The 25,502-nt window shown below is 39.8% G+C and carries 17 protein-coding genes; 11 read left to right on the top strand and 6 right to left on the bottom strand.

Translation table 11 applies throughout. The features are described from left to right. Positions 1–218: 218 nt before the first annotated feature. Entirely contained in the window at positions 219–3,521 is a 3,303-nt protein-coding gene (locus tag QE390_RS20960; protein WP_307143684.1) for a CHAT domain-containing protein, read from the top strand. A gap of 48 nt (positions 3,522–3,569) precedes the next feature. Next, positions 3,570–5,090, top strand: coding sequence for a hypothetical protein (locus QE390_RS20955; protein WP_307143683.1), 1,521 nt, complete (start codon positions 3,570–3,572; stop codon positions 5,088–5,090). Here the strand turns inward: QE390_RS20955 and QE390_RS20950 are convergent. Then, entirely contained in the window at positions 5,077–5,715 is a 639-nt protein-coding gene (locus QE390_RS20950; protein WP_307143682.1) for a hypothetical protein, read from the bottom strand. The two genes, QE390_RS20955 and QE390_RS20950, sit on opposite strands and share 14 nt — an antisense overlap. A gap of 25 nt (positions 5,716–5,740) precedes the next feature. Next, positions 5,741–6,319, bottom strand: a complete 579-nt coding sequence (locus tag QE390_RS20945; RefSeq protein ID WP_307143681.1) for an RNA polymerase sigma factor — start codon at positions 6,317–6,319, stop codon at positions 5,741–5,743. 431 nt (positions 6,320–6,750) lie between these two features. On the opposite strand from QE390_RS20945, the gene QE390_RS20940 reads away from it, so the two are divergent. The 4 genes from QE390_RS20940 to QE390_RS20925 all read left to right on the top strand — a co-directional run bounded on the left by QE390_RS20940 (position 6,751) and on the right by QE390_RS20925 (position 15,265). Then, positions 6,751–7,128 (top strand): hypothetical protein, encoded by a 378-nt coding sequence (locus tag QE390_RS20940; RefSeq protein WP_307143680.1) that lies wholly within the window; start codon positions 6,751–6,753, stop codon positions 7,126–7,128. Between the two features lie 5 nt (positions 7,129–7,133). Then, positions 7,134–9,680, top strand: a complete 2,547-nt coding sequence (locus QE390_RS20935; RefSeq protein WP_307143679.1) for a DUF4132 domain-containing protein — start codon at positions 7,134–7,136, stop codon at positions 9,678–9,680. A gap of 923 nt (positions 9,681–10,603) precedes the next feature. After that, on the top strand, positions 10,604–13,696 hold the full coding sequence (locus QE390_RS20930; RefSeq protein ID WP_307143678.1) for a SusC/RagA family TonB-linked outer membrane protein: 3,093 nt from the start codon (positions 10,604–10,606) through the stop codon (positions 13,694–13,696). A 30-nt stretch (positions 13,697–13,726) separates the two neighbouring features. Then, positions 13,727–15,265, top strand: coding sequence for a SusD/RagB family nutrient-binding outer membrane lipoprotein (locus QE390_RS20925; protein ID WP_307143677.1), 1,539 nt, complete (start codon positions 13,727–13,729; stop codon positions 15,263–15,265). A 211-nt stretch (positions 15,266–15,476) separates the two neighbouring features. Here QE390_RS20925 and QE390_RS20920 read toward each other — a convergent pair whose 3' ends face one another. From QE390_RS20920 to QE390_RS20910, 3 genes are all read right to left on the bottom strand, one after another. Further along, on the bottom strand, positions 15,477–16,730 hold the full coding sequence (locus tag QE390_RS20920; protein WP_307143676.1) for an alkaline phosphatase family protein: 1,254 nt from the start codon (positions 16,728–16,730) through the stop codon (positions 15,477–15,479). Between the two features lie 259 nt (positions 16,731–16,989). Further along, positions 16,990–17,205, bottom strand: a complete 216-nt coding sequence (locus tag QE390_RS20915) for a hypothetical protein (protein WP_307143675.1) — start codon at positions 17,203–17,205, stop codon at positions 16,990–16,992. 682 nt (positions 17,206–17,887) lie between these two features. Next, positions 17,888–18,136, bottom strand: coding sequence for a hypothetical protein (locus QE390_RS20910; RefSeq protein ID WP_307143674.1), 249 nt, complete (start codon positions 18,134–18,136; stop codon positions 17,888–17,890). A 546-nt stretch (positions 18,137–18,682) separates the two neighbouring features. On the opposite strand from QE390_RS20910, the gene QE390_RS20905 reads away from it, so the two are divergent. The 3 genes from QE390_RS20905 to QE390_RS20895 all read left to right on the top strand — a co-directional run bounded on the left by QE390_RS20905 (position 18,683) and on the right by QE390_RS20895 (position 21,366). After that, positions 18,683–19,252 (top strand): XRE family transcriptional regulator, encoded by a 570-nt coding sequence (locus tag QE390_RS20905; protein WP_307143673.1) that lies wholly within the window; start codon positions 18,683–18,685, stop codon positions 19,250–19,252. A gap of 717 nt (positions 19,253–19,969) precedes the next feature. Then, entirely contained in the window at positions 19,970–20,425 is a 456-nt protein-coding gene (locus QE390_RS20900; protein WP_307143672.1) for a MarR family winged helix-turn-helix transcriptional regulator, read from the top strand. Between the two features lie 296 nt (positions 20,426–20,721). Next, the gene (locus tag QE390_RS20895; RefSeq protein WP_307143671.1) at positions 20,722–21,366 is read left to right on the top strand and encodes a hypothetical protein; all 645 of its coding nucleotides are present in this window, start codon (positions 20,722–20,724) and stop codon (positions 21,364–21,366) included. Between the two features lie 146 nt (positions 21,367–21,512). On the opposite strand, the gene QE390_RS20890 is transcribed toward QE390_RS20895, so the two are convergent. Continuing rightward, positions 21,513–22,181, bottom strand: coding sequence for a recombinase family protein (locus QE390_RS20890; protein ID WP_307143670.1), 669 nt, complete (start codon positions 22,179–22,181; stop codon positions 21,513–21,515). A gap of 1,781 nt (positions 22,182–23,962) precedes the next feature. Here QE390_RS20890 and QE390_RS20885 point away from each other — a divergent pair. Further along, complete coding sequence (locus QE390_RS20885) at positions 23,963–24,505, top strand: hypothetical protein (RefSeq protein ID WP_307143669.1); 543 nt, start codon at positions 23,963–23,965, stop codon at positions 24,503–24,505. A gap of 40 nt (positions 24,506–24,545) precedes the next feature. Further along, positions 24,546–25,436, top strand: coding sequence for a helix-turn-helix domain-containing protein (locus tag QE390_RS20880; RefSeq protein ID WP_307143668.1), 891 nt, complete (start codon positions 24,546–24,548; stop codon positions 25,434–25,436). The last annotated feature ends 66 nt before the right edge of the window (positions 25,437–25,502 follow it).

The following is a 25,502-nucleotide window of genomic DNA, read 5'->3' as shown; positions in this document are numbered from 1 at the left end:
ATATCCCAGCTCAAAACTCAGGTACAGAATGCTATTTTTTAAAAAAACTGCTATTTTTTTTTTCAACAAGGCTTTCTAACTCACCAAACCTTTATTTCAACTCATTTAAAACCTAGTAAAAAAGTTGTCAATACGTAATTCATGAAACGTTATTTACTAATTAAAATAATTCGTCTATTTTTAAGTGTCTCGTAGCTCTTATATATATCTATAATCCGATGCGTTATTATTTACTTTTTATACTACAGCTATATGTTCTCGTCTCTGTTCAGGCTCAGCAACGGTGGAAGACTCTAGCAGACAGTGCTAATTATTATTTTGCTACTGTACGTAATTTTGACAAAGCTCATCAATACACGTTGAAAATGATTGAGGAGGGTAAAGTACTTCATAAAGCGAATCCTCAGGATAGCATCCTTGCAGCTAGTTACTATTTTGCTGGGATCACTAAATATTATAATCCCAAGGCTAGTATGGATCAAGCTGATTACTTCATCAGCCAAGCCCTTCCCTTATTCGAGTTTTTTCCTAAGTCTACCTACTTAATGGGCAGAACCTACGCGGTGAAAGCCATGATTGAGCTTAGCCTCAACCACCCTGACCAATGCATTATATACGCTAAAAAAGCAGCTGATCTACTAGAGCAAATCAATATTATCAACAACAGTGCTTATTTACAGGCCCAGGGGCATCGGGTGTTGGTTAATAAAAATACTGAAACTACTTCAGGACTTGAGGAAAACAAACGTCTGTTCCATAAAATTCTCCCAGTTAGTGCACGAGTTTCTGGAACCAATAGCAAACAATACTATGACTATCTGATGTCTTACGGAAGTGTGCTTGCCAAGCTTAACAGCTTTGAGGCTAAGTCTAAAGCTCATGCTGATTCCTTATGGGATCAAATTATGATTACAGGCAAGAAAATCAATAAGATAGAAGAGGCCCGATCGTTACTTTTTGCTGGTAGTTATCATCTTTCTCAGAATTCTTATTCTATAGCTTTTGATTATTTGACTCAGGCGGCATTGAAAGCAAAGAAGATACGTGAGCCTGATTTATACTTAAAAGCTTATGGTCTACTATCTGAACTTGAAAACCTAAGAAAAAACGAGGATGAGTCTGTTAAATGGGAACTAATGACATTAGCAGACTCTGCCTGCCAATCACACCCTGAATGGCATTTCATTAGCTTATACACTTTGTCAACTTTTCATTACAATCATCGAAGATTGAAAGAAGCCACTCATTATGCTTTAGAGGCTCAAAAAGTTATTGATCAGAATCCTCAAGATCAGAAATATTATACTACCAAAAGATTTTATCCCTTATCTCTTTATAATCGGGCACGCTTATCCTTTCTTCAGGGTAACCTATCTCAAGCAACGCAAGGAATTGAAAAAGCCTATCACGAACTAGTTCGCTACGATTCTACTGACTACTTTTTAGCACCGCTCGCTCTATATTATTATTCAATTAATGAGTTTATAAATCCTTTCAAAGCTCTTTCAATTATTCAGAATACTCAAAAATTTATAAATGCCCAGCCCAATCCTGATAAACATGTATTTACGCTTCAGCTAATTAACACACAACTAGCCCTACTCCGAAAAACCGGAAATGCTCTTGCTAGCAAACGTACACTGGATTCTTTGTTTATTCAATATAAATGGTCTCAGCTGTTACCAATGCCTGGATTTGGCCAGTTTATCAAAGAAGCAGGACAAACCTATTTACAATATGGTCAGCAAGAACCTGTTAGGCAATTAAAATATTTAGCAGACAGTGTACTTAAAAAAAGTAACCTCTCTTTTCATGAACAAATTTACTTGCACGAATGGCTAGGCCTTTATTATCAACACCAGAATCGACCCGATAAAGCCATTTTACATTTTAAGAAAATGATGGCCTTAGATACCTCGGGTCAGAACATCAGTTATCTAAACCATAGTGCATTGTTGAAATTGGCACAAAGCCAATTTCAAGCGAATCTCCATCAAGCGGCTTTTAAATCTTACCAAAATCTGATACAACAGTTAGGAGAAAATCTTAGTCGTAACTTATGGACCATGTCTGACTGGGAACGCATTAACTATCTCAAGAGCATTGATATACAAACTATATACCCTACTTTCTTTCAAACTCCCTCTCCTCAAAGGTTAGGCCTTGCCTACAATTATAAATTGATTCGGCAAGGGACTCTCCTTAAAACCAACCGTGCAATTAATCAAGTATTCCAACAAGCTAAGACTTCTATTGATTCTTCATTAATTAATCAACTTATCAATGTTCGAAGTCAATTAGCTCACCGCTATACGAAAGAATATAGATCTAAACTTATTCAGAAGGCTGATTCCCTTCAAAAACAAATGGGGGAAGCGGCTATCCCATTGATTAAGTCATCAAAAACATATACTTGGCAACAGGTAAAACAGGCACTCCAGGCAGGACAAGCAGCAGTAGAAATAATCCGCTATAATTCAGATCAAAATTCCAATGAAGTACTCTATGCCGCTTTACTATTACGACCAGAGTGGAAATCTCCTCAGCTTGTCCATTTAAGAAATATGGATGAATCTGGTTTCAAGGATCATTACGAAAAATATCGAATGAATAACTATTATGACGGTAGTTGGTATAATAACTACTGGAAGCCCATTCAAAAAGTCTTAGGAAAAGTGAATAGAGTTTATTTCTCTCCGGATGGCTTGTATCATTCTCTTAATCTTCAAACTCTTTATAACACTGAAAGTAAGAAATATCTATCAAATGAAATAGAGCTTCTGGTCTTGAATTCTACGCAGGATATTGTTACTAACAAACCAACTATTTCTAATACTGACATGATTTTAGTTGGGCATCCTAATTATAAAGTATCTGGTTCTCGTGAGTTACCTTCTGCTAGAGTATACCATCGAGGTGGCTTTTCCTTTGAAGATTTACCTTACAGTAAAATTGAAATTGAGGAACTGGCCCAAATTGCACGAAACCATCGGCTCTCCCCTCAAATTTATCTTGATACAGCAGCTACTGAGTCTTTGTTCTATACGCTTCATTCACCAAGGATCTTACACATCGCCACACATGGATTTGTAAAAGAATCATTAAATTCTGAAGCATTGGAGTTGATTAATTGTGGTTTGGTGTTGGCTGGAGCTGCCGATTCAACATTAAAAAATACATCGGTAGATGGAATTCTTACAGGTTATGAAGCGAGCTTAACTTCCTTGCACCAAACGGAGCTAGTGGTATTGAGTGCCTGCCATACTGGTAATGGGCGTTACTCTGAACACGAGGGATTACAAAGTCTTCAAAAAGCGTTTGTACTAGCTGGAGCTCAGTCTGTTTTAATGAGTCTATGGAAAATAAATGACGCGATTACTGTAGAATTTATGAAAAGCTTTTATACACATTGGCTAAATGGTTCATCCAAACCTTGGGCCCTTCGTCAGGCACAAGCACACGTACGAGCACTGTATCCAGAACCGAATTTTTGGGGAGCATTCGTATTAATTGGTCAATAGGTAATGAGAGGCTGCCTTTTATTATTATCGTTTCTCGGGCTGAATACTATGCAAGTCTTTGCTCAAAGTAAAACGCTGGCAGAGAAAGAATTTCATCTTCAAACGATATTTCATCGTCTGGAGGCTGCCTTTGAATTACTTCCAGGCACTGTCATTCTCGAAATACGTCCCCGAAATCACAAATATGAGTATATACTTCCCCCTGCTGAAATGCGGAAAAGCATTCCCAGAAAGGTCATTATTGCTGAAAGTCTTTACGACCTATGCCAACAATTTGGCAAGCAATCTTCCGCCGCTTTAGCAGGAGTATTAGCCCATGAATTGGCTCATTATAAATCTGACACTCCTTCTGGGTTCGCAGGCCAGGCTAATGCCGTTAAGCAAGAAGAGATCAAAGCAGATCAATTAGGATTCCGTATGGCTTATCAAGCTGGTTACGATTCTTTTCAGATAGCTCCTGCTTTGTTCAAAAAAATTTATCAAACCTATCAGCTTCCTCACACATCCAACCTCTATCCGTCTTATAATGAAAGGCTTTCCTCGATTGCTGCTCAAGCACACCTCATAAAGAAGGAAGCGGAATGGTTTGAATTAGCGACTATTTTTTATTTACTACAACATTATCAAGTTGCTCAAACCTATTTAATTGCTCTTCAGCAAAACTTTGCTTCTGCTGAAGTACGTAACAATTTAGGATTATGCTTTCTTAGACAAGCCCATTTTAATCCACAAATTACAGAATTTGCTTTACCTTTTGAATGGGATGCTCGTAACCGTTTACTGAACGCAACAATAAGAGAGGAATGGGAAACAGAAGCATCTAAACCGTTACTAACAAAAGCTCAGTTGCAGTTTGAGTCAGCTCTCCGATTAGATCCTAACTATGTGCCTGCTCATATTAACTTAGCTTGTGTTCATTTTTTACTCGGCTATCCTGAGTTAGCTATTCGCCAAATTAATCATTTACAAACAATTCGGAAAAAAATCCCGCCTCAAGCCGCTCTCATTAGAGGTATCAGTCAGGTGAAGTTAGGCCATATTAAAGAAGCGGCGATTGACTTTGAACAAGTAAAAAAAGAGAATTCTTATGAATCCAAGATGAACTTTGCTATGTATGACCGGTTATCCAAAGGTACTTTTTACTACTTCTGGGATCGGTTAGCAGGTATCTGGACTAACCCAGTCCCGCTGTTTTCAAAAAAAACTAAACTAGTTAAAGAAACTCATATTGGTAAAGTTAGTCTTCATTTTCCTTATCCCTATACTACTATTCCCTCTCCAGAAACAGCTATTGTCCAGTCAAGCCGGCAAGCAGATGCTCAACTTTATCAGATCCAGGTAGGTACTCAGTGGCATAGAATTGCTCAAACTTTACCCGGTAAAATATATAAAACACGACAGAGAAAGTCTGCCTATACCGGTCAATCAAGTTCACTTTTAGAAAAAGAGTATGGCTTGCCTGATCGTCAACACTATTCAATAACAGCTGAGTTTTGGGTATATAACCAAGCTCATACAATTTTTAAAATTCAAAACCATCAAGTTACAGGGTGGTTTATTTTTGATTAACTGGTTGAAACCTAAAGAAACGAGTTGGATCTGCTTTTAACAAATAAGTATTTCTGGTAGTTTCTAAATAGTACCGCGTATTATCTTTATAGACAGTCCAGTGTTGCCAATCAGGGTGCTTTTCTAGCTTTATCTGAAGTTTAGATCCTGAAAACCAATAAGATGAATCGGTACTATCTAACCATTCTGTCCTTAATGAATCTGTAGCAACCAAATGCTTAGTTTCAATGAATCCAGAGCTAGAGGATATATCATAAACAGGTAAATAGGTAAATTTAGGTTCTTTCTGGGTTACCTCAGACCTCTGAAATTTATTAAAAAGTAAATAACTTCCACCTATCCCTAATAATAAAATCCCCACGATAATTAGGTAATTCTTGTAGCGGTAGGAAGAGGGGAGTTCTTGTAAACTGATAGGATATTGCTTTCGGAAACCACTAATCATTACTTTGTTTTTATTTCCCTCATAAGTCATGTACTTGTTAACCCAAAGATGTTCTTCTTCATACCATTTTCCCCAAGCGGTATTATTTTGAATTTTTATTTTTACTTCTTCCATATCAGCGTCCGATAATCGACGATGAATAAACAGTCTTAACTGTTCTCTTATCTCTTCTTCATTCATTGGTTTATATTGCTTAATAATTAGCCTAATGATTTTTTATACAATGTAGATAAAAATTCAATAAACTTTTATAGCATTTATCCTGCATAATATTATATAAATGCCCTTTGGTAACATTCAGCATTTCTGCTATTTCTATCCTATTATAACCGAAGTAAAAATTCAATCGTATTACTTTTTCACATAGAGGATATTTTTGCTTTAATAATTTCATGGCCCAAATCAAACATTCATCACTTTCCTCTTTGGGGGCAGGAATATCTTCGTCTTCATTAATTATATCTTCTTTCTTTTTAATATTTCTATATCTATTATTTATTTTATTTTTCAAAATGCTCATTAGCCACTTCCCTAGGTCTACTCCTTGCTCAAGTGCTTTTAATGCCTTATCCGGTCTTTCAAAAACAGCCATGAAGGTATCATCCAACAATTCCTGGCATTCGATACCATATTTATACAAACCTACTTTTTTATCTAAATATTTAAGCAAGCTAGATCTAAACGGGTAAGGGCTTCCTTTTTTGTAAATTAACTCGAAGGTTACATTACGTTCCTCTTCATCTCCCTGTATAAACGTTAAAAGTATATCGTATTCGCTTTTCATTAAAACTCGTGTTAAAAAACCTATATTTACTTGATTTCAATGCATATATACTTATATATGTGGTATAAACATATAATTAACTCATATATAAAAAAAATATTTTGACCAACGTCAATTGTGCTCATGTATACCTCTCATTCAAACCCATGAACATAATAAAGTAAAAACGTAGACATGAGAAGTAATTAATGAATAGACTTACAATAATGTTATACATATGTCTGACTTATCAAAGCAATCATTCTTTCATATACAGTAGTACATCCACTTTCTTCATATGAAGAAAATTTCATCTATAAATAGGCTAAATACCTAAATATTTTATAAAATACATACAACTTTAAAAGAATTCTGGTACAAACCTCTTCCCTAGCCTTACATTTTCTATTTTAGGAAAATTTTTACGCCCCTTATCTAACCTTAACCTGTCTATGCTACTTACCCTCCGTGATGAGACCTTTTCAGGGCAGCTATTACATAGTTTGTCTTTGGATGTGGTTTCTCAAACGCTTACCGTGAAAGAACTGATTGCCTCCCGAGTAGAAGCCGAAGTTCAACAGTATAATCAAAAACTTCCTACGCATCCTCTTATTGTACCTAATGAAGCTGAACAGGGGTTTCATGGATTAAAAACCAGACGTTTCATTAATACTGAAAAGCAGATTGACATTGCGTTGAATGCCTTCGAGAAAAATGGATTTTTCATTCTCATCGATGAAGAACAGGTACAAACGCTGGATCAAGTCGTTGAGATTTCTCCCCTAACTAAAATCAGTTTTATCAAGTTAACACCACTCATGGGTGGGTAGTAGAGATGAGTACACAGGAAGAACAATTAGCCACTTTTTTTAAAGCAGTAGAAGGAGAATCGGAATTCGACCGAATCATACGAGAGTCTGGCAAACATTATCTAGAAAAGAATCCCGCCGGATTTTCAGAGGATAAAATTTTGGATTATTCATCCTGCCCTAAGGAAGTACGGCTATGGGATGAACAGAAAAAAATAGATTTTCTCTTCTATTGCCTCCATAACTTTACCCAAAAGTATACTTATTCTGATTGTATCAAACAGCAGTACGTATGGTTAATCATTAAGGACGGCATTACCCTAACAGCCGAACGCCTGGAACTGCTTTGGCTAGGCTTTACTGATGATAATTTTACTTACTACGCCATTGCTCAGTGGCCTTTAGCCTCATTGATTAATCAGATTTATCAGCAATTCCAAAATGAATACCTACCTGCGGATATTTACTCTTTTTTGACCAGTATTTATCCCAAGATTCGTGATTATAAAGATAGCTATAGTGATTATAGTACTACCACAGAGCCACATCGGTTACAACTACTGGAAGCCATTTTTCAGCTTATAACGCCTAAGCCTAGTAAGGACATTTGGTCTAATGTTTTTGTCGGAGTTGACGCGTTTGCAACTCATGCGAATACACTTCTATTAAATCTACCTATTGAAAAGCAGCTGTTATGGTTTGAGCTGCTGGGAATTGCTAAGAATAGTAGTGGAAGTAAACCCAACAAGAAATTTTTAGCTACCGCTCAAGACATTATTCATAAGATAGGTAAAGAGGATTTTCACGAAGTCATCCATTCTTGGTTTGAATTTTTATCTACCCATAAATTTAACTTTTACGTTACCGAACCTTTCCCTAATGGAACCTACTATGACTCAGAGTTAACCGGCTTTATTGGTACGCATAATCAAGAGCTTATAAAGTATTTTGTCTGGATGTGTACAACTCAGTATACTCCAAAGACCGTAGTCCTGGTGGCAGCGGTCGCCAGACGATTTTACAGTACTATTCCAGGGTATCGAATTACGGGGATAGGCTTGGGGAATGCCTGTGTATATGCTCTATCAGTCATGGAAGGCGGCGTTACCCATCTTTCCCGACTCAAGCTCAAAGTCAAGCAACCCAGCCTGAAGGAAACCATTGAAAAAGCTTTATACGCTGCGGCAGAGCATCAGGGCGTTTCCATTCATGAAGTACAGGAAATGGCTCTGGACAACTACGGCTTAGAGAATGGTACGTGGACAGAGAAAATAGGTGACTATCAGGCTACCTTACAGGTAACTGGTGTTGGCAAATCAGAACTGCTATGGCAGACGTCTGACGGCTCAATTCAAAAGTCCATTCCTAAGGAGGTAAAAGATAACTTTGGCTCCGAACTTCGTCAATTGAAGGAGCTTCAGAAGCAGGTTAACCAAACAGGCTCCGTTCAGCGGGATCGTATCGACCGCATCTTTCGCAGCAATCGCTCCTGGACGATGGAAAAATTTCAGGATTATTACCTCCATCACGGCTTAATGGCTTTGCTTACCAAACAGTTGATTTGGGTTTTTGAGCAAAACGGTATCAAACAGTCGGCCTTTTATTGGGAAGGTCAATGGCAGGATTCACAAGGAAAAGTAGTTGAAGTTTCAGAGGAGGCGATCGTTACACTCTGGCATCCAGCATTAGTGAGTACTCAGGAAACCCAGCATTGGCGAGCTTTCATGAACATAAAGCAGATCGTTCAGCCCATCAAGCAGGCCTATCGGGAAGTATACCTGTTAACCGATGCGGAAAGGCAGACCCAGAGCTACAGTAACCGGATGGCTGCCCACTTTCTCAAGCAACACCAGTTTAATATGCTGGCCAAGCATCGGGAGTGGAGTTATACCCTGGCGGGAGTTTTTGATAATGGTCACAATGGAAGAACCGAGTTAAAACTGCCCGACCTTGATCTGGGGGTTTATTTCACGGTTCATTACGTGGCAGTTGATGAACATTCAGCGGCAAATAGCGGTGTCTTCAAATACATTTCTACGGATAGCATCCGTTTCTATCGGCTTAGTACTTCCCAAGGGATTGACTTAGTGGATGTTCCGACTGTTGCATTTTCGGAAGTTATGCGAGATTGTGATCTCTTCGTGGGTGTATGCAGCGTGGGGAATGATCCCGACTGGCAGGATTCTCAGGGAGAACACGTCATGCGGGATTACTGGCAGAATTATTCATTGGGCGATTTGTCTGAAACCGCTAAAAACCGCCGAGAAATTCTTTCAGATTTATTACCTCGTTTGAAGATCGGTAAAGTTTCAGAGTTAACAGATAAATACCTCCGGGTACAGGGAAAGCTGAGAACTTATAAAATTCATCTTGACAGCACCAATATTTTGATGGAGCCGAACGATCAGTACCTCTGCATCGTGCAGGACCGGACTCAGAAAGATCCGGCGAACGGACTGTTTATTCCCTTTGAAAGGGATGAAGGTTTATCGATGATTTTATCTAAAGCCTTACTACTAGCCGACGATCATAAAATTAAGGACGAGATGATTCTATCACAGATTAATCGGTAGGTTATTTCCACAATCGCTCGGCTCTGGCCGAAGTTGACAAGTATATTTTTGTTTGGGCAAGGTGTTTTCTGACCAGCTAGGGATTTGCATCCTACCGGCCAGAGCCAAGCGACTGTGGGACAAATTAATAGTCTTCAACCCAACCGATGCCAGCAAAAAAGCTGGCATCATTCGTCTAATATCTAATTGTTACCCCCCCTCGCAGTCGCTCAGCTCTAGCCGAGTGACGCTGTCGTCTGGTAGACCTCTGTCCGATATTCACAAGCCTGTTTTGGTGGGGAAAATTGTTGGTTGACTCGCTACTACTTCGCATCCTACCGGCCAGAGGCCTACAGCTAGGTAGTCACTCGGCCAGAGCCGAGCGACTGCGGGAGCCATAGGCCTACAACTAAGAGTGTCCCCGGATTTCATCCGGGGCACTCTACCGATTAAAGCCGCCAAAGATCATAAGGTCCTTCGCTACGCTCTGAATGACAGTAGTGGTGTATTAATAGTTAACAATCTCTTCAGTTAGTCAGCTTGTTACTATTGTCCTATAAAGTTTGGCTAACTGAAGAGCTGATAACCTTCCTTTATAAAACTAGCCAACAGCCTCCTCCTCTCCTAAGGCATATTTTTGCTTCTTAAACTCTCTTTTGATCTTACTTCATAATTCCGCTATCAGCTCATGTCAAAATATCATTTGACTGTAAATTTATTTACCGCAAAATAAAATATAGGTCTTTTATGATTTATACAGTCAGATGTTTTATAATTTAGTCTAACAGAATTCACTTCATTTTAGCAGCGTTTCAAGTTAAGATTTGTTTGCTTCTTAGCACAAGTCTTCATAAAACCTTAAAGAAAGGTCTGTTCCTTGGGAGCAGAACCCGTCTTTTATGTGCGAGTATTTTTCCATTTTATACACTTTCTTCCTAACACGTATGCGAACACTATTACCTATCAAGGATTCACCGTATATCAATATACGTTTGATAGCCCTAATTCTTTTGTGCCTATCCAGTCTGAGCAGCGTTGCCCAGAATCAAACCCTCACAGGACGAGTAACGGCTCAGGCTGACGGAAAACCCGTTCCTGGGGTTACCATTCGAGTCAAGAACAGCACTCGCGGAACGAATACCGACGTGGATGGCAGGTATCGCCTGACGGTTAGTGCGGGTGATAGCGTATTGATTTTTTCATTTATCGGCTTCGCTCCCAAAGAAGAGATAATCGGCTCACGTACAGAGATTAATACGGTATTGAGCGAAGATCAGCAACAACTTGATGAGGTCGTGGTAACGGCTCTTGGGGTAAAAAGGGAAGAACGAGCCTTGGGTTATGCCGTTCAGAAAGTAAGCGGAACAGCCCTTCAAACGGTGAAAGGGGTGAACGTCGCTACTTCCTTAACCGGACGCATTTCGGGTTTGTATGTGAAGAACAGTACGGAATTTAATCAGGCTCCCACGCTTTCGCTTCGCGGCGAAACGCCTCTGTTGGTGATTGATGGCGTCCCTTACGGAAACATGAATATTAGTAATGTACCGCAGGATGATATTGAAAGTATTGACGTACTGAAAGGCCCCACGGCGGCAGCTTTGTACGGTTCTCGCGGAGGCAGCGGTGCCATTATCATCACGACCAAAAGAGGGGGTGCAAACAAGGGTTTCACGGTAACGTTTAACTCCAATAATATGGTGAACGCGGGTTTCCTGATGTTACCCAAAGTACAAAATAGTTACAGTGCAGGGTTGGGCGGAACGTACAGTGCAACCGATTACGTCTGGGGTGCAAAGCTGGACATTGGCCTGAAAGCCGATCAGTGGAACCCGGAAACGAAGAAGCTAGAAAACATGGAATTGACTTCTCGTGGAAAAAATAACTTCCGTGATTTCCTGGTTCCGGGCATCGTTACTAACAATAACATCAACATTACTCAAACGGGTGAAAACGGGAGTTTCCGGGCGTCTTTTAACCACATCTATAACAAAGGCCAGTACCCCAACCTGAAATCCAACGCGTTTAACTTTACACTGGGTGGCGAAATTAAAGCAGGCGACAAATTTACACTTTCCAGCCAGATTGGTCTGAACCGCAAAACGGCTCCACAAATCACCGGAGCGGGTTACAGTGATCAGGGATATATGTACCAGATTTTAATGTGGACAGGCCCTGAGTACGATTTGAGTAAGTACCGTGATTATTGGGTAGTGCCTAACGAGCAGCAAAACTGGCATTATTCGGCCTGGTACGATAACCCTTACCTCATTGCTTACGAGAAGCTCAATGCCATTCAGCAAAACAAAATGAACGCCAACCTGACGGCGAGTTATAACATTTTTCGGGGAGCCAAACTGATTGTTCGTCCGGGTTTTGACTGGTATCAGAACGATGAAACCCGCCGTAACCCCATTAACATTCTTTCAACTCGCGGTTGGGATGCGGCGGGTCTTTACTCCATCGATAAAAAGACGGGATGGAGTTTCAACGGAGACGCTTTATTAACGTATAATACCAACATCGGAGCCTTCGGTATCGACGCTCTGGCGGGGGGAACCATTTATAGTTACAGCAATCAGGAATTGTACAGCTCTACCCGTGGGGGCTTGGTTGTACCGGGGTATTATTCACTTAATAATTCCGTTGAGCGGCCTAACGTGAGTGTAAATCCTTTCAATAAACCTTACGGCTCGAAACAGGTAAACAGTTTATACGGTAAGTTAACGCTTTCGTACCTCAACGGAATTTTTGTGGACGTAACGGGTCGAAATGACTGGAGTTCTACTATGCCCATTAACTCACGGTCGTATTTTTATCCTTCGATTGGCAGTAGCGTAGTATTAAGCGAATTCTTTAAAAACTTACCTAGCTGGCTGGATTTTTGGAAAGTTCGCGGTTCTTGGACCTTATCTAAAACGGATTTGGGCGTATACGACACCAACCAAAATTATTCAACCACTACTGCTGACTGGGATGGTCTGAACTCGGCCAGTTACCCAACGACTATTCGAAGTGCTTCCATCCTTCCCGAAACCAATCGCACCTGGGAAATCGGGATGGCGGCTTACTTCCTTAACAAACGCCTTAAGTTTGATGCTGCGTACTTTAACAAGTACAACTACAACATCCAGACCAGTGCTAACATTTCTTCAGCCTCTGGCTTTTACACGACTTTAATTAACACCAATCAGACGTATGTTCGTCGTGGCGTAGAATTGAGTCTGGAATCTTCTATCATCAAAAAGAGTAATCTACAATGGGACGTAACGGCAAACTGGTCGTTTAACCACCGGTATTTCAAATCGCTCGATCCTGTTTACTCAGCAGATAATCCCTGGACAAAAGTGAACGCCCGGGTGGATACGTATACGGGTCGTACCTGGTTACATGATCCTTCGGGTAACCTCATTCATCGGACCAATGGGATGCCGCTGGCCAGTGATTATAACTATCTGTATGGCTATACTGATCCTAAATTTATCTGGGGTCTGGCCAATACCATTCGCTGGCACCAGTTTCAGTTTGGGCTAAGCTTCGATGGCCGCGTGGGTGGTTTGTTGAATAACTACACAGCTTACAAAATGTGGGATACGGGTTCTCACCCCGACACGGATAATCAGTGGCGTTATGACGAAGTGGTGAATGGTAACAAATCTTTCCAGGGCAAAGGTGTAGTGGTTTCTTCGGGAACGGTAACCTACGATACGTACGGTAACATTACCAGCGATACTCGTCAATATGCACCTAACGAAACGAAGGTTTCCTATCAGGATTACGCCCGCCGCTATGGTGACGGCACTCGCGGCGTAACGAATGCTACTTTCCTGAAACTACGGGAAGTGTCGATTGGGTATAGTCTGCCCGCCGCGGTAGCTCAACGGATTGGAGTCCGCTCAGCTATGCTTTCCCTGACGAGTCAAAACGTGTGGATGTGGACCAAATCCTTCCGTTTCGCCGATCCTGACAAGGCGGATGATACGCAGTTAACTTCTCCTTCCGTACGTTACCTGGGAGCAAACCTGCAACTGACTTTCTAAGCATTCAACCTTATTATTCAAGCATTTCCGATGAAAACTATATTCAAAACATTACTGGTTACGAGCTTGACACTGGGTGCTTTAACCAATTGTTCAAAGTTCGAAGAACTGAATACCAATCCCGATGCGGCTGTTAATGCAACCGCCCCGATGATTGCTACCAATCTTATTCTGAACATCACCGATAACACCATCTCCTCAGGGAAAAGCTTTTTGCAACCCGCAATGCTTGGCAAAACGGTATTATATACGGAATTTCCTGAGGATTATCAGTATAACTATTTAGGAAGAGCCAGTTTCGACGGCCTTGTGGTGCTTACCAACGTAGAAAAAATGATTGGTTACGCTCAAGAAGGAACGGAGAAGAATGCATACACGGCTCTCGGAAAATTTATTCGTGCCTGGAAATTTTATAGCCTTACCATGCAGGTGGGCGATATTCCTTACAGCGATGCCTTGAAGGGAGAATCTGACGTGATTGCCCCGAAGTATGACAGCCAGAAAGACGTTTTTGCAGGCATTCTTAAAGAACTCGACGAAGCCGATCAGTTATTTGCGAAGGGAGCTACTTTTCAGGGCGATCCTATTTACAGCGGCGATGTTACCAAGTGGCGTAAAATGGTCAATACCTTTGAGTTGCAGGTATTATTAAGCCTCTACAAAAAAACGTCGGACACTGATTTACGAGTAATCGAACGTTTCAAGTCTATCGTTGCGAGTCGTCCGATTTTTCAGAGTAATGCGGATAATTTTCAACTGGTCTATTCAGATAAAGCCAATCAGCGGTATCCTTTCTATAAGTTAGGTAACCCTTCCATCATTTATCCGATGGTCTCGCAGGTGCCCGTTGCCATCCTCAAAGATTTACAGGATTATCGACTGTTTTATTACGCCAATCCGTCTTCCGTTCAGGTAGCGGCAGGGAAAGCGGTTAACGATTACGCAGCTTATATCGGAACCGATCCGTCGATGACTTACTCAGACATGACCCGGATTTATACCTCAAAAGATTACTCGGCTCTGAATAGTCGTTATACCGAACTGCCCGATTCAGAACCTGTTTATTTGCTGAGTTATGCCATGCTGAAATTCATGCTGGCCGAGGCTACCCTTCGCGGCTGGATTTCAGGAACGTCCGTAGAAACGCATTATAACGAGGGCATTACAGCAGCAATGAAATTCACGGCCAGCCACACGCCGGATAATGTTCTTTATCACCACAATCGGGTAATCACGGATGCGTACATTGCGAGTTACATAAGTTCAGATAAGGTCAAGTTAAACGGAAATACGGAGCAGCAACTGAGCCAGATCATTACTCAAAAATACCTGAGTACGTTCTTGCAGGCTCCGAATAACGATGCTTTCTATGAAAACCGCCGGACGGGTTACCCTAAATTCCCTATCAACACGGCATCCAATAATAATACACCAGCGGATAAGCTTCCTATTCGATGGTTGTATCCTCAAAAAGAACTGGATTATAACACGAGCCAGGTAAAAGCTGCGATAAATAGCCAATACGGCGGAAGTGATGACTTTAACCAACAGATGTGGTTATTGAAGTAATTCGGTTTTAAATCACCCCAAGAGGCCCATAAAACGGGTTTCTTGGGGTGATAAGGTAGAGAGGCGGCTTAGCCCTCCCTGGCTGGTGAAGACACCAGCCATTAATAATGGTTGGTGAGGACACCAACCACGGAGGAAAAAACCACCTCTACCCAGACGCGATGAAGTCACGTCTCTACAGGGAGAAGAAACCTTAGACAAAATCTATCATCTACCTTTCCACTACCCAGCGATTAACGGTGTTATATTTCCCTTCAATCACCACTTTGTAGAAACCTTCAGGAAGTTTGGAAACGTCCAGGGTCGCTTTTTCGGCGGTTACCGGAAGCTGATCCATTAATATATAATGATCGCTGCCCCCTTTTTCGAATTTATTAGTTAAGGCCAGCCATATTTTCACGTCTCCCTCTTTATCAATGGCCTTCCAGGTTAACTTGATCTGCTTGTTTTCCTTTTCAATGGTAGGATGATTTACGGATAATTTTCCGGTTAAGGGTACGCCATCCAGCTCAAAAGCCCGGTCTTTAGGGAAAATAATATTCAGGTGACGACCAATCGTCGGGGTAATATCTACAATAGCAGGGTATGCTTTCGTTTCCGCAGATTTTTTAAAGTAATCATTCAGCCCGCTGGCGTTGGTAACTATCCAGGTACTGCGTTCGGCGTCGGATTGGCGACCGTGGTCTTTACCCGTCGGCTCACTGCGACCGTGATCGGTAGTAATAAAAAATTGCCACTTTTCACCCATTTTCTCGCGTTCCTGAATGGCTTTCCACAAACGGCCCATCTGATCATCCATTAATTTCACCGCATTCGTGAACTGTTCGCTATTGCCGTAGCGGTGACCCATATCGTCGGTATATTCCAGGTATACCCAGGACAAATCAGGAGCATTGGTTTTGATGTATGTCGAGGCTTCGTTCACTACTTTTTCGTCAATCTGGCGAATGTATTCCGACTTATTATCGTGCGGAAAATGCAAGGTATCCAACTCAAATCCATCGAAATGATAATCCATTTCAAAGCGATTGGTTTGAGGCAAACCCGTACCAATTAGCTTGGTGCGGTTATCCAGCCAGGTAGAAAACACAGCCGTTTTTTTATCAGGATGCGTTTGTTTGAAGAAGCGAAAAATGTTCCAGTAATTATAATTCGGTTCTTTGATACTGTTATCCCAAACGTTGTGTTTATTGACCCAGGTACTGGTTAATAGGCTGTTATAACCAACCGCCGAAATCGTCGGGGTTTGCGAGTAAGTCTTTTTCTCCCCTCCCACATACGCTTTCGTCATCCCGCCTACCTTCGCAATGGCATCCAGATTAGGCGTTGGAATTTTCTGAAGCTGTTCGTAAGAAATACCATCTACAATTACAAAAAGGGCCTTATGAGCCCCTTGCTGTGCGTAACTGGCGGTAATACTGGCAAAGGCAATCGATGAATAAGTAATGAAATGTTTAAAGGTCATCTTTTGAAGGGTTTAATTTCGTTTGAGAAGGTTAGATAATGGGTTTGATCCTTAGTTTGAAGTTTGATACAAGTTTAAGGAGGTTTGAAAAATAGTTAGAACAGCTTCATTCGTTCGTGCCTGACGTCAAACTTCATATCCGTTCAAACTTATATCAAACTTCAAACTAAATCAAACCTACTCAAACTAGATCAAATCTTAACTTTAGCAACTGGTACCCAGACGGGTTTTTCGCCAGTTGCTGCACATACATTCCGGTTCACTGCGAATACGTTGTGCCCTTTACATCCGAAACCATCTCCTGCGTAGTTCCTTTGATGAGAATGTTAATAACAGGTAGAAGACTGCTTCCATCCGAGGTCGAGATAATCCCTTCTGCACCAATATTCTGAGCCATGAGTCGGATGCTCAAAAAGAGCAAAAAGACGGTCATTTTCAGACCATGAGTCCATACGTTACGCAGAGAATGCCTCATAGAAATAGGGTTAATAAAAGGCTTTTACTTCAGAAGAAAAGGGAAAAAGAGATCTGGAAACGATTTAAAATCCGGCAACAAAAGTAGGTTTTCGGGGTCAGGAGAAGGTTATATCTGTGTTATGAAATGGTTAATGTTTGATTGAACGTTTAGTTAATCTATTTTTAAAATTAGTGTCTATTGTAAATAGAAACATAAAATGGAAGATTAAGCGGAAGTATGGGACGCAAGAGTATAAAAGAGCCTCGCCAGAGATAGTTCATTATGGTCTGTTATAACTTGGCGAAGAAAAAAGGATGGGAAACACCTCGACTGCCCCAATAGCTCAATCGATAAATATCAACCCTAGTTTGATTATTCATTACTTTCAAACCCGGTAAGAGCTGATTGATATAGGTTAGGTAAAGACAAAACCATTTTACCTTAACTAAAAAAAACGCTAAGACTTCCAAAGATGTATTAATGGAAGTACTTGAATTCTGCGTGAGAGAAGGTAGTATTCAGGCAGATCATGCCTTTGGCCTAGTGAGTACCCTCTTTTTTATTCTGAATGGAGCGTGCTTTTACGTTAGTTTAATAAAAGATACCAAAACAGATGAACAAGAAACTAGCAGAATTCAAGCTGAAAGTTTCAGCCAGGCTTTAGCGTTATTAGTTAATAACGTTACAATATATACGTCTATTAAGCAGTAATTTTACTCTGATTCACCTTTATTAGTTCAGTTAATTCTTCAGGATGTTGCGTTCCCAGAAGGATGAACCGCTTTTTATTTTTCACCCAAATCTCCAACCCGTCGTAACCACTTACGGTGTGGGCAGTACCTTGCAGGGACCATCGTATTCCCCAGCCTCCAAACTCGCTTAGAGGAGCGTATTTTCTAACCCCCATGGATTCAATTTCATCCCAATGCATTTGTCGGTACGTGATCATGAACGGTAACCATCGGTACGCGATCCCATCTTCATTGATTCGAATTTCAAGTCGCAACACTGCGAAAAGAATAATAACGCCTACCATTATATATACACCCGTGTATTGGTTAGCCGATATGGATTAAATCAAGGTAACGGTCATTGCAAAAGCTAGAATAGCCCATACCCAGATTTGTCTAAAGTATTGTTTTTCCCGATACATATTTCTTAGTTGTTTCCATTCATTGTAGAATATAATTTACTTCGCCAGATATTAATATACTATTAAAATTAAAATAAATGAATTTGAGTATAGGTCCAAAATAGAGTTAATCCTGTAACGATAGACATTCCTATTAGAAACGGTAAACCCTTCGGTAAAGACGAGCCAATTCAAATTATAGATATTCCTTAATTAATACTACTATTTAATAATAGCGGTCAAGAATTCATTATTTAAAATAATCTCCAAAATGCTGATTCTGTTGTTTAAAGACACATATATTATATAATTCGTATCTTGTGAAAATTTCGTGTTTTACAACTTATTATGAATTTTATGAGTATGGATGGAGCTTTTTTGCTAGAGGTAAGTCGCCGAATTAAAGAGAGACGCCTTCATAAGCGAATGACGCTACAGGAATTAGCCGATAAAACCAATGTTACCAAAGGTCTAATTTCCCAGATTGAAAATAATCGGAGTGTTCCATCGCTGCCTGTTCTTTTTAACATTATTAAATCACTTGAACTTGAAGTAGGCGACTTTTTTGAGGGTCTTAAATTTAGAGAACCGCTGATTTTGATTCGTCGTCAAGAAGATTATGAATCTTTCGAAAAAGAAAATACGAAGGGATTTAGTTATCAGCGAGTGTTAGAGAATGTTCTGCCCGCTTCAACCGTTGATGTGTTGTTACTCGAGTTGCATCCTGATTCGTACCGCGAAGAGGTCCTTACCAATGCTTTAAAGTATAAGTATATCCTTTCGGGAGAAGTAGAATATCTAATTAATGGAAAAAGTTTCACCTTAAAAGCAGGAGATTCACTCTTTTTTGATGGCCGTCTTTCACATGTACCTAAAAATAGAACGAAAGAAAGTTGTCGCATGTTAATCGTCCATTTCTACAATCAAAAATAAGTAGATAGAAAAGGGAAGCATCAGCTTCCCTTTTCTATTATTTAATAACTGAATAGCAGATTATTTATTAGCAATGTATATCCTGCTCCCCAGCTTAAATGCTTTTTGAATCTGGGTAAAATAGAAAAACGTCGCTTTTGCAATCTATTGATAAATTTTGATGTAATCCTATTTATGAAACTCGTAAGTAACTGCTTGATTCCGTTATTGTTAGCGGGGGGTATTAGGTTTACCATCATTCTGAATCCGTAAACGAGTGAATAGGCCCGTTAAAGCCCTGATGAAAAGTTCTGATACACTTTCCCACGGTAGAGATATCCTTTTCATCCTGCGTTCGAAGCCAACTTTTAACAGAGCCTGATGGGTTTGCTGGCTTAAAACGAGTAAAAGGAAACCGATTAGCAGGTAATTGAGTCAGACTCCCTTTAAGTGCATTCCCTTTTTTGAGCGATAACCTATCTTGAAATAGGATTTTGAGCTAAACTTAAACTTGCACTCCCAAAAAATAACCAGGTATTTCACAAGTCTACTATACAAAGGTAAAAAGCAATGGAATCAATACCGGTCTTATAAAAATGTTCACTATTACTTACTTCTAGATAAGTAATGCTTAAAATTGATTATACATGCTCAATGAATTATGTTTAATCAACAGTTAATTTTATATTTAGTAATACGTATTGTACGCTATCCAATTTTCTATCGCTAATAAAACTTATGGACAATCACTTGCAAGATTCCATCGAATTATCAAAACAGTACTTCAAAGCTCAGTCACTGGTAACTATGGCTTTTAGGCAGTTTATTCAGTATAAACTAAAAATAGCCAAGCTTGACCTGACTTTTGAGATGTTGCAGGTACTTAGTTATTTATCAGATAAAGAGGGAGTAAATCAGCAGGAAATTGCCAATGCAACGGTTAAAGACAAAGCTAGCCTGACCTATCTCATTGATAATTTAACGGGCCGCGAGTTGGTTTATCGCCAGGAAGATGGGCAGGATCGGCGTAATAAACTCATTTTTTTAACCCCTAAAGCCAAAGAACTACTGGAAGTTACCCTGATTCCTTACATAGAAGAAATGTACTCCAGAGTAACAGATAACGTATCAAATGAAGAGTTAAAAACAGTGATAGAGGTGATTAACAAAATGACAACTAATCTTAAAGTGTAGCTTCGAGCACAACCGTATCTGGTTTTTAGGTAATATGTAACGCTAGTTACAGGGCGTAAGGCATAGGGAAACTTCATCCTATCTAATTCATTCCGATTTGCCGTTCATTACCGCACACTTCATGTTCGTAAACGAACATATTTTTCCGTTAAAAGTGCTTTATTACTCTAATTTCAGGGTTTTGTAATTGTTGGCATGGCCTTTGAACAGATAGGTAATGAAAAGAATTTTTCATCTGGCTCGGTCGAATAAAGGGCTGCTCAGAAAAACCATCTGTTTAACAAAATTACATAGCCATGAAACTATTCACTTTAACTGCTGGGTTACTCGCCGGCCTTTTAAGTCATTCATTATCTGCCCAAAATGACAAAGCAACCCGAGAGCTTCCTTACTGGAACCTTTCCGTTTCAGAAGAAGGAAAGACGCCAACCATTCGTTTTTTTTCGGCAGAAAATCGATTAATGTACGAAGAAGAACTGCCCAAAGAAATGGCATCTCTGACGCAACAAAATGTAAATTTATTTAATGAAGTATTGTATACCGTCATGAATCGACGGCTGGTAAGCTCTCAGCTTTCCAACTTAAATTCAGGTGATTTAATGACTCTAAAATCCAATTATTATACTTCAAAACAAGTCTGGTATAAAAATGGAGTTGCAAGTTTAATGGCTAATCCAGAGATGAAATCACCTGGTAAATTAAGCCTTTATTATTGTCAATTAGATAAAAAATTAGTAAACATAACACTTACGGATGATACGGGAGAACTCGTACATTTTCAGGATCAAAGCAAAAGAACTACTTACCTTCGTATGATTAATATACAAGGTTTGCCTACGGGTAATTACCGATTAACGATTCATCATCCAGAACAGGAAATCAGGTACCAAATCAGCGTAAATAAAGCTCAAAATTCGTATTCAATACAGTATATAAAGTAAGGGTTTCGGCTCCGTTCAGGTTTTTTAAGCCTGAACGGACTTTATTAACCAGCTAATTCAACACCTAAGCTGCAGTTTTAAACATCTGAGATTTAATTAGAGCAGCCCGATATAAGCCGGGTTTGCTACAGACAAATCTCAAGGAATCAAATGGCGTCCATCAACTTCACAACTCGCTGAACCTGAACTGCCTGAAAACGTTTACCGCGACGAGTTTTAAAACAGTGTTCGTTCAATAGTAAAGCGATTTCAGACCAGTTATGTCCTGATTTTCGAAGCGATTGAGCTAAAATTCCGGCTTTACGGTTGTTTTCATCGGCACGAGCGTTTACCTGATTCATATGCTTTCCTTTACGCTTGGCTGATTCCGTCAGGTTCTTCGGACTTCCTAAATCTACCCCCATCTTGCGTTTTTCGGCCAGAGCTTTCCGGGTTCGTTCCGCAATTAACTCCCGTTCATACTGAGCCATTGTAGCCATGACCCCAATGGTAAGGGTGTTAGCCTCAGGCATATCCGCACAAACAAACTCCACTCCCGAATCCCGAAGGGCGAAAATGAAAGCCACGTTACGCGTAAGCCGGTCGAGTTTAGCAATCAGTAATACGGCCCGATGGGATTTACAATAAGCAATCGCCGCCAGCAATTGAGGGCGATCAGCTTTTTTTCCCGATTCAATGTCGGTAAAGTCGGCAATGATTTCTCCCCGCCCCCGCGTGAAAGCATCTACGCTAGACCGCTGAGCCTCCAAACCTAATCCCGAACGCCCCTGCTTTTGAGTAGAAACCCGAAAATAGGCTACATATGATTGAACCATGACAAAATGACTTAACTAAATATCCTGCAAAAAAGGCGAAAATAAGGTTATTTTACAAGTTTTAAAGGAACATTTAAAGAATGTAAAATACGAATAAGTAATAATATTCTTCTATACATTAAATTCATTAATAAGAAAAAGTTATTAATTATACAATGTTATGAAAATTGTAAGCAATCCGTAATAACAAGTTTGCCTATATCTGACCAAGATACAAACACGCTATATCAGTGGCTTTTCTTAGTCAGTACTATCTTTTGAAGAAGATAGATAAAGAAAGATAACTGAACTACAACAAATACGGCGGTAGCAATTGCAGCCTCGCATAGGGAAGATTCTTCACCAGACATGGTAAAATATATTCTATTTACTGCCATGGACCATTCGGTGGCCTGATTATAGTATAAAACACCAATAGTTATAGCGACTTCTAATTTTCAAAATCTATACCTTCACTAAGTTTATCTAAAAATTATTCGAAGGTTTCACCTAGGTCAATGAAGTCGCTATCTTCAGCAATAAAGGATAAAAGGCCAAATTCATAAGGATACGTACGCTTATCGATCACAACCATTTACAAGTTACCATTTGAACCTATGTAAATAGCCCCGGGAATAAAATCTGAGCAATTAGTTTGAATCCATTCATAAATTTTTCAGCAGGTTCAAAGATTGCATAGGTGTTACCTAGTTCCCTTCCAAATTCATCTAAATACATCAAAAACTATCGGTAATCAGGAGGGAAATTAACTTTAAATTTTTCTTCAAGTTTGTCAATCTACTTTGTAGTAACTAACGCTTCTTTGAAGTGTGGAAATATTTTTTAATAAAGATTTCCATCATTGTTATTTTATTAATTGTGTTCCATTTGTATCAAAGGTGAAAGCCTTTTTCATAGATTTTTATCTGGTTACCAGTTGAATTAGTAGTAATTATAGAGCACTTAAGATCCTTGATTATAGAGAAGTTTTTTTTTCGATGCTTGAGTAACTCTAATCCCTCATCATCCTCAGTGCATTCTGCACTTAATATGGATTCACAAACAATCATTCCGAAATTCAGATCAAATGTGGCTTTAAGTACTTCATAAAAGGTGACCTTACCTAGACCCGTGTCATACCAGTCTATTTCAAGTCCGATGCTGTCATCATACCCAGGATTACCTCGATTGACGCTTATCGATCGGATGATAGAATCATGCCCATACAAATCACTGAAATTCAATAGCATATGTACCTATGCATTAAACTAAGTCTAAAAAATCTTCCGCCCTATATCTAGAATTACATAAGGAAACCTAGTCCGAATAATCGCTCTTACCAAACAGATTTTCCTGCATTGTGTGTCTGAGAATGGAGGATAACAGGCTTTATAAGTATTTACTAGAACTATATACATACTTGAGAATTATCCGTTTTTTATCATAATGACTCTTAATGGTTGTTACTGATATCCAATGATATAAAGTTAAGTTCCTTCAGAAAATTGAATCGCCCTTACCCTTACACTCATAAAATTCAAGCTCTATTTTATTAATCTATTCATAATTCTTTATGGATAGATTATTACTAACTAGAATGATTCATATAAATCTCCCATTCATTTCTGTTTATATAAGTCATTACCCGAACAATTTATGATATCAACTACTAAAAAATACTTAACACAATCGATCCCTTCAATACATTCTTATGAGTTTAACTAACTAGATTCATAACTATTTAACAAACTTTCAAATACTTCATAAAATAACTTTACTTTTACAGCAAATAAACCCACTATATGTTTAAACCACTATCTATTATTTTTGCTCTGATTTTCCTGTTTAGCGGTAGTTCAAAAGTATGTGCTCAGCAAAAACCTAAGGAATATTTTTGGGGGTCAGCAGGCGTTGGAACCGGAACTTTAGGTAATCTTTCTTTGGCATTGGCTTATGAATTTAAAAATAAGCCTACCTTAATAACTACCCGCTATGCATACAATCTCGAAATTTATAATGATGAAAGTGTAACGCCTCTCCAGAACGTTAATGATTTAGGAGTCTTATATGGATATAAAGTAGGTAAGTTTCGTTTTTCTACGGGTTTAAGTAGAGTCTGGGGTGTTAAACGGGGGAAGTTTCTCCGAGAAGATCCTGAACCTTTTCTCTATGGAAAAGATTCTTATGAATCTCTAGGGTATGCGACCATCGGCATTCCGGCTGAAGTTCGATTCATCTTATCCAATCGTGATTTGGGCATTGGCCTAACAGCCTATGGTAATCTGAATACCAAACGTCCTTATGCCGGGCTTAACCTTTCTTTTTATTTCGGAGAAATGAAATAAGATCTCCTCAAACGGGACCTTTAATTGCTTTGCTCTCAGTATGAACCTGACTACCGCTGATCAATCCATCCCTACTTATACGCTTGAAAAGGATCCCATTATTGGAAATAAACGATTCAATATCGTTCGGTTTGATGGTACATTAACGCATCCCTCCGAGCTACTAATACCGCATCGGAAAGCTTATTATTTACTGGTTTTGTGTCGGCGTGGCAATGGCCGGCACTGGGTCGACATGCGGCCTTACGCTACCAGAGAGCAAACTTTTTACTTTTTTGTCCCCCATCAGATTGTCGTCAAAGAAGAATCCACGCCGATGTGGGGTACCGCTATTGCTTTTGACGAAGAATTTCTGGCTTTACAGGAAAACGCTACACTCAGGCAGTTACCCCTGATTCTCAATCCGCATAACGTACATGAGCTAATGCTTGCGGAGACAGATGTTGTTTTTATGGAAGACCTTCTGGAAAAAATTAGTACAGAACATACGCAGACAGGCCATTGGCACCAACGCATGTTGTCGGCGTATCTTACGGTTCTGTTAACTTATCTCAGTCGATTGTACGCTGAACAATTTGATAGGACTCCGTCATCCACAGAAAAACTATTACTGAAAAAATATCAGTCACACATCGATGAACACTTTCAGCAACTTCATCAGGTAAGCGACTACGCCGCCCTACTGCATGTATCGGCGGGTTACTTAAGCGAAGTAGTGAAAGCACAAAGCGGTAAACCAGCCATTACTCACATTCATGAACGGCTGGTGATGGAAGCCCGCCGGCTTCTTTTTCATACCGAGCATTCCCTGAAAGAAATTGGGTATACGTTAGGGTTCAACGATGCCTCCTATTTCAGCCGCTTTTTCAAACGCGAAACCAATCTTACGCCCGCTGAATACCGGGCAACTACCCGGGAAATGTACCAGTAATGCCGAAAAATGTGTGATGAACAGCGTTCAGAGTCGCAGTACTTTTGTTGTCTCAAACCATCACAT

The sequence above is a fragment of the Siphonobacter sp. SORGH_AS_1065 genome, from assembly GCF_030818595.1.
GTDB lineage: Bacteria > Bacteroidota > Bacteroidia > Cytophagales > Spirosomataceae > Siphonobacter.
This window is presented reverse-complemented; position numbering and strand designations above follow the sequence as displayed.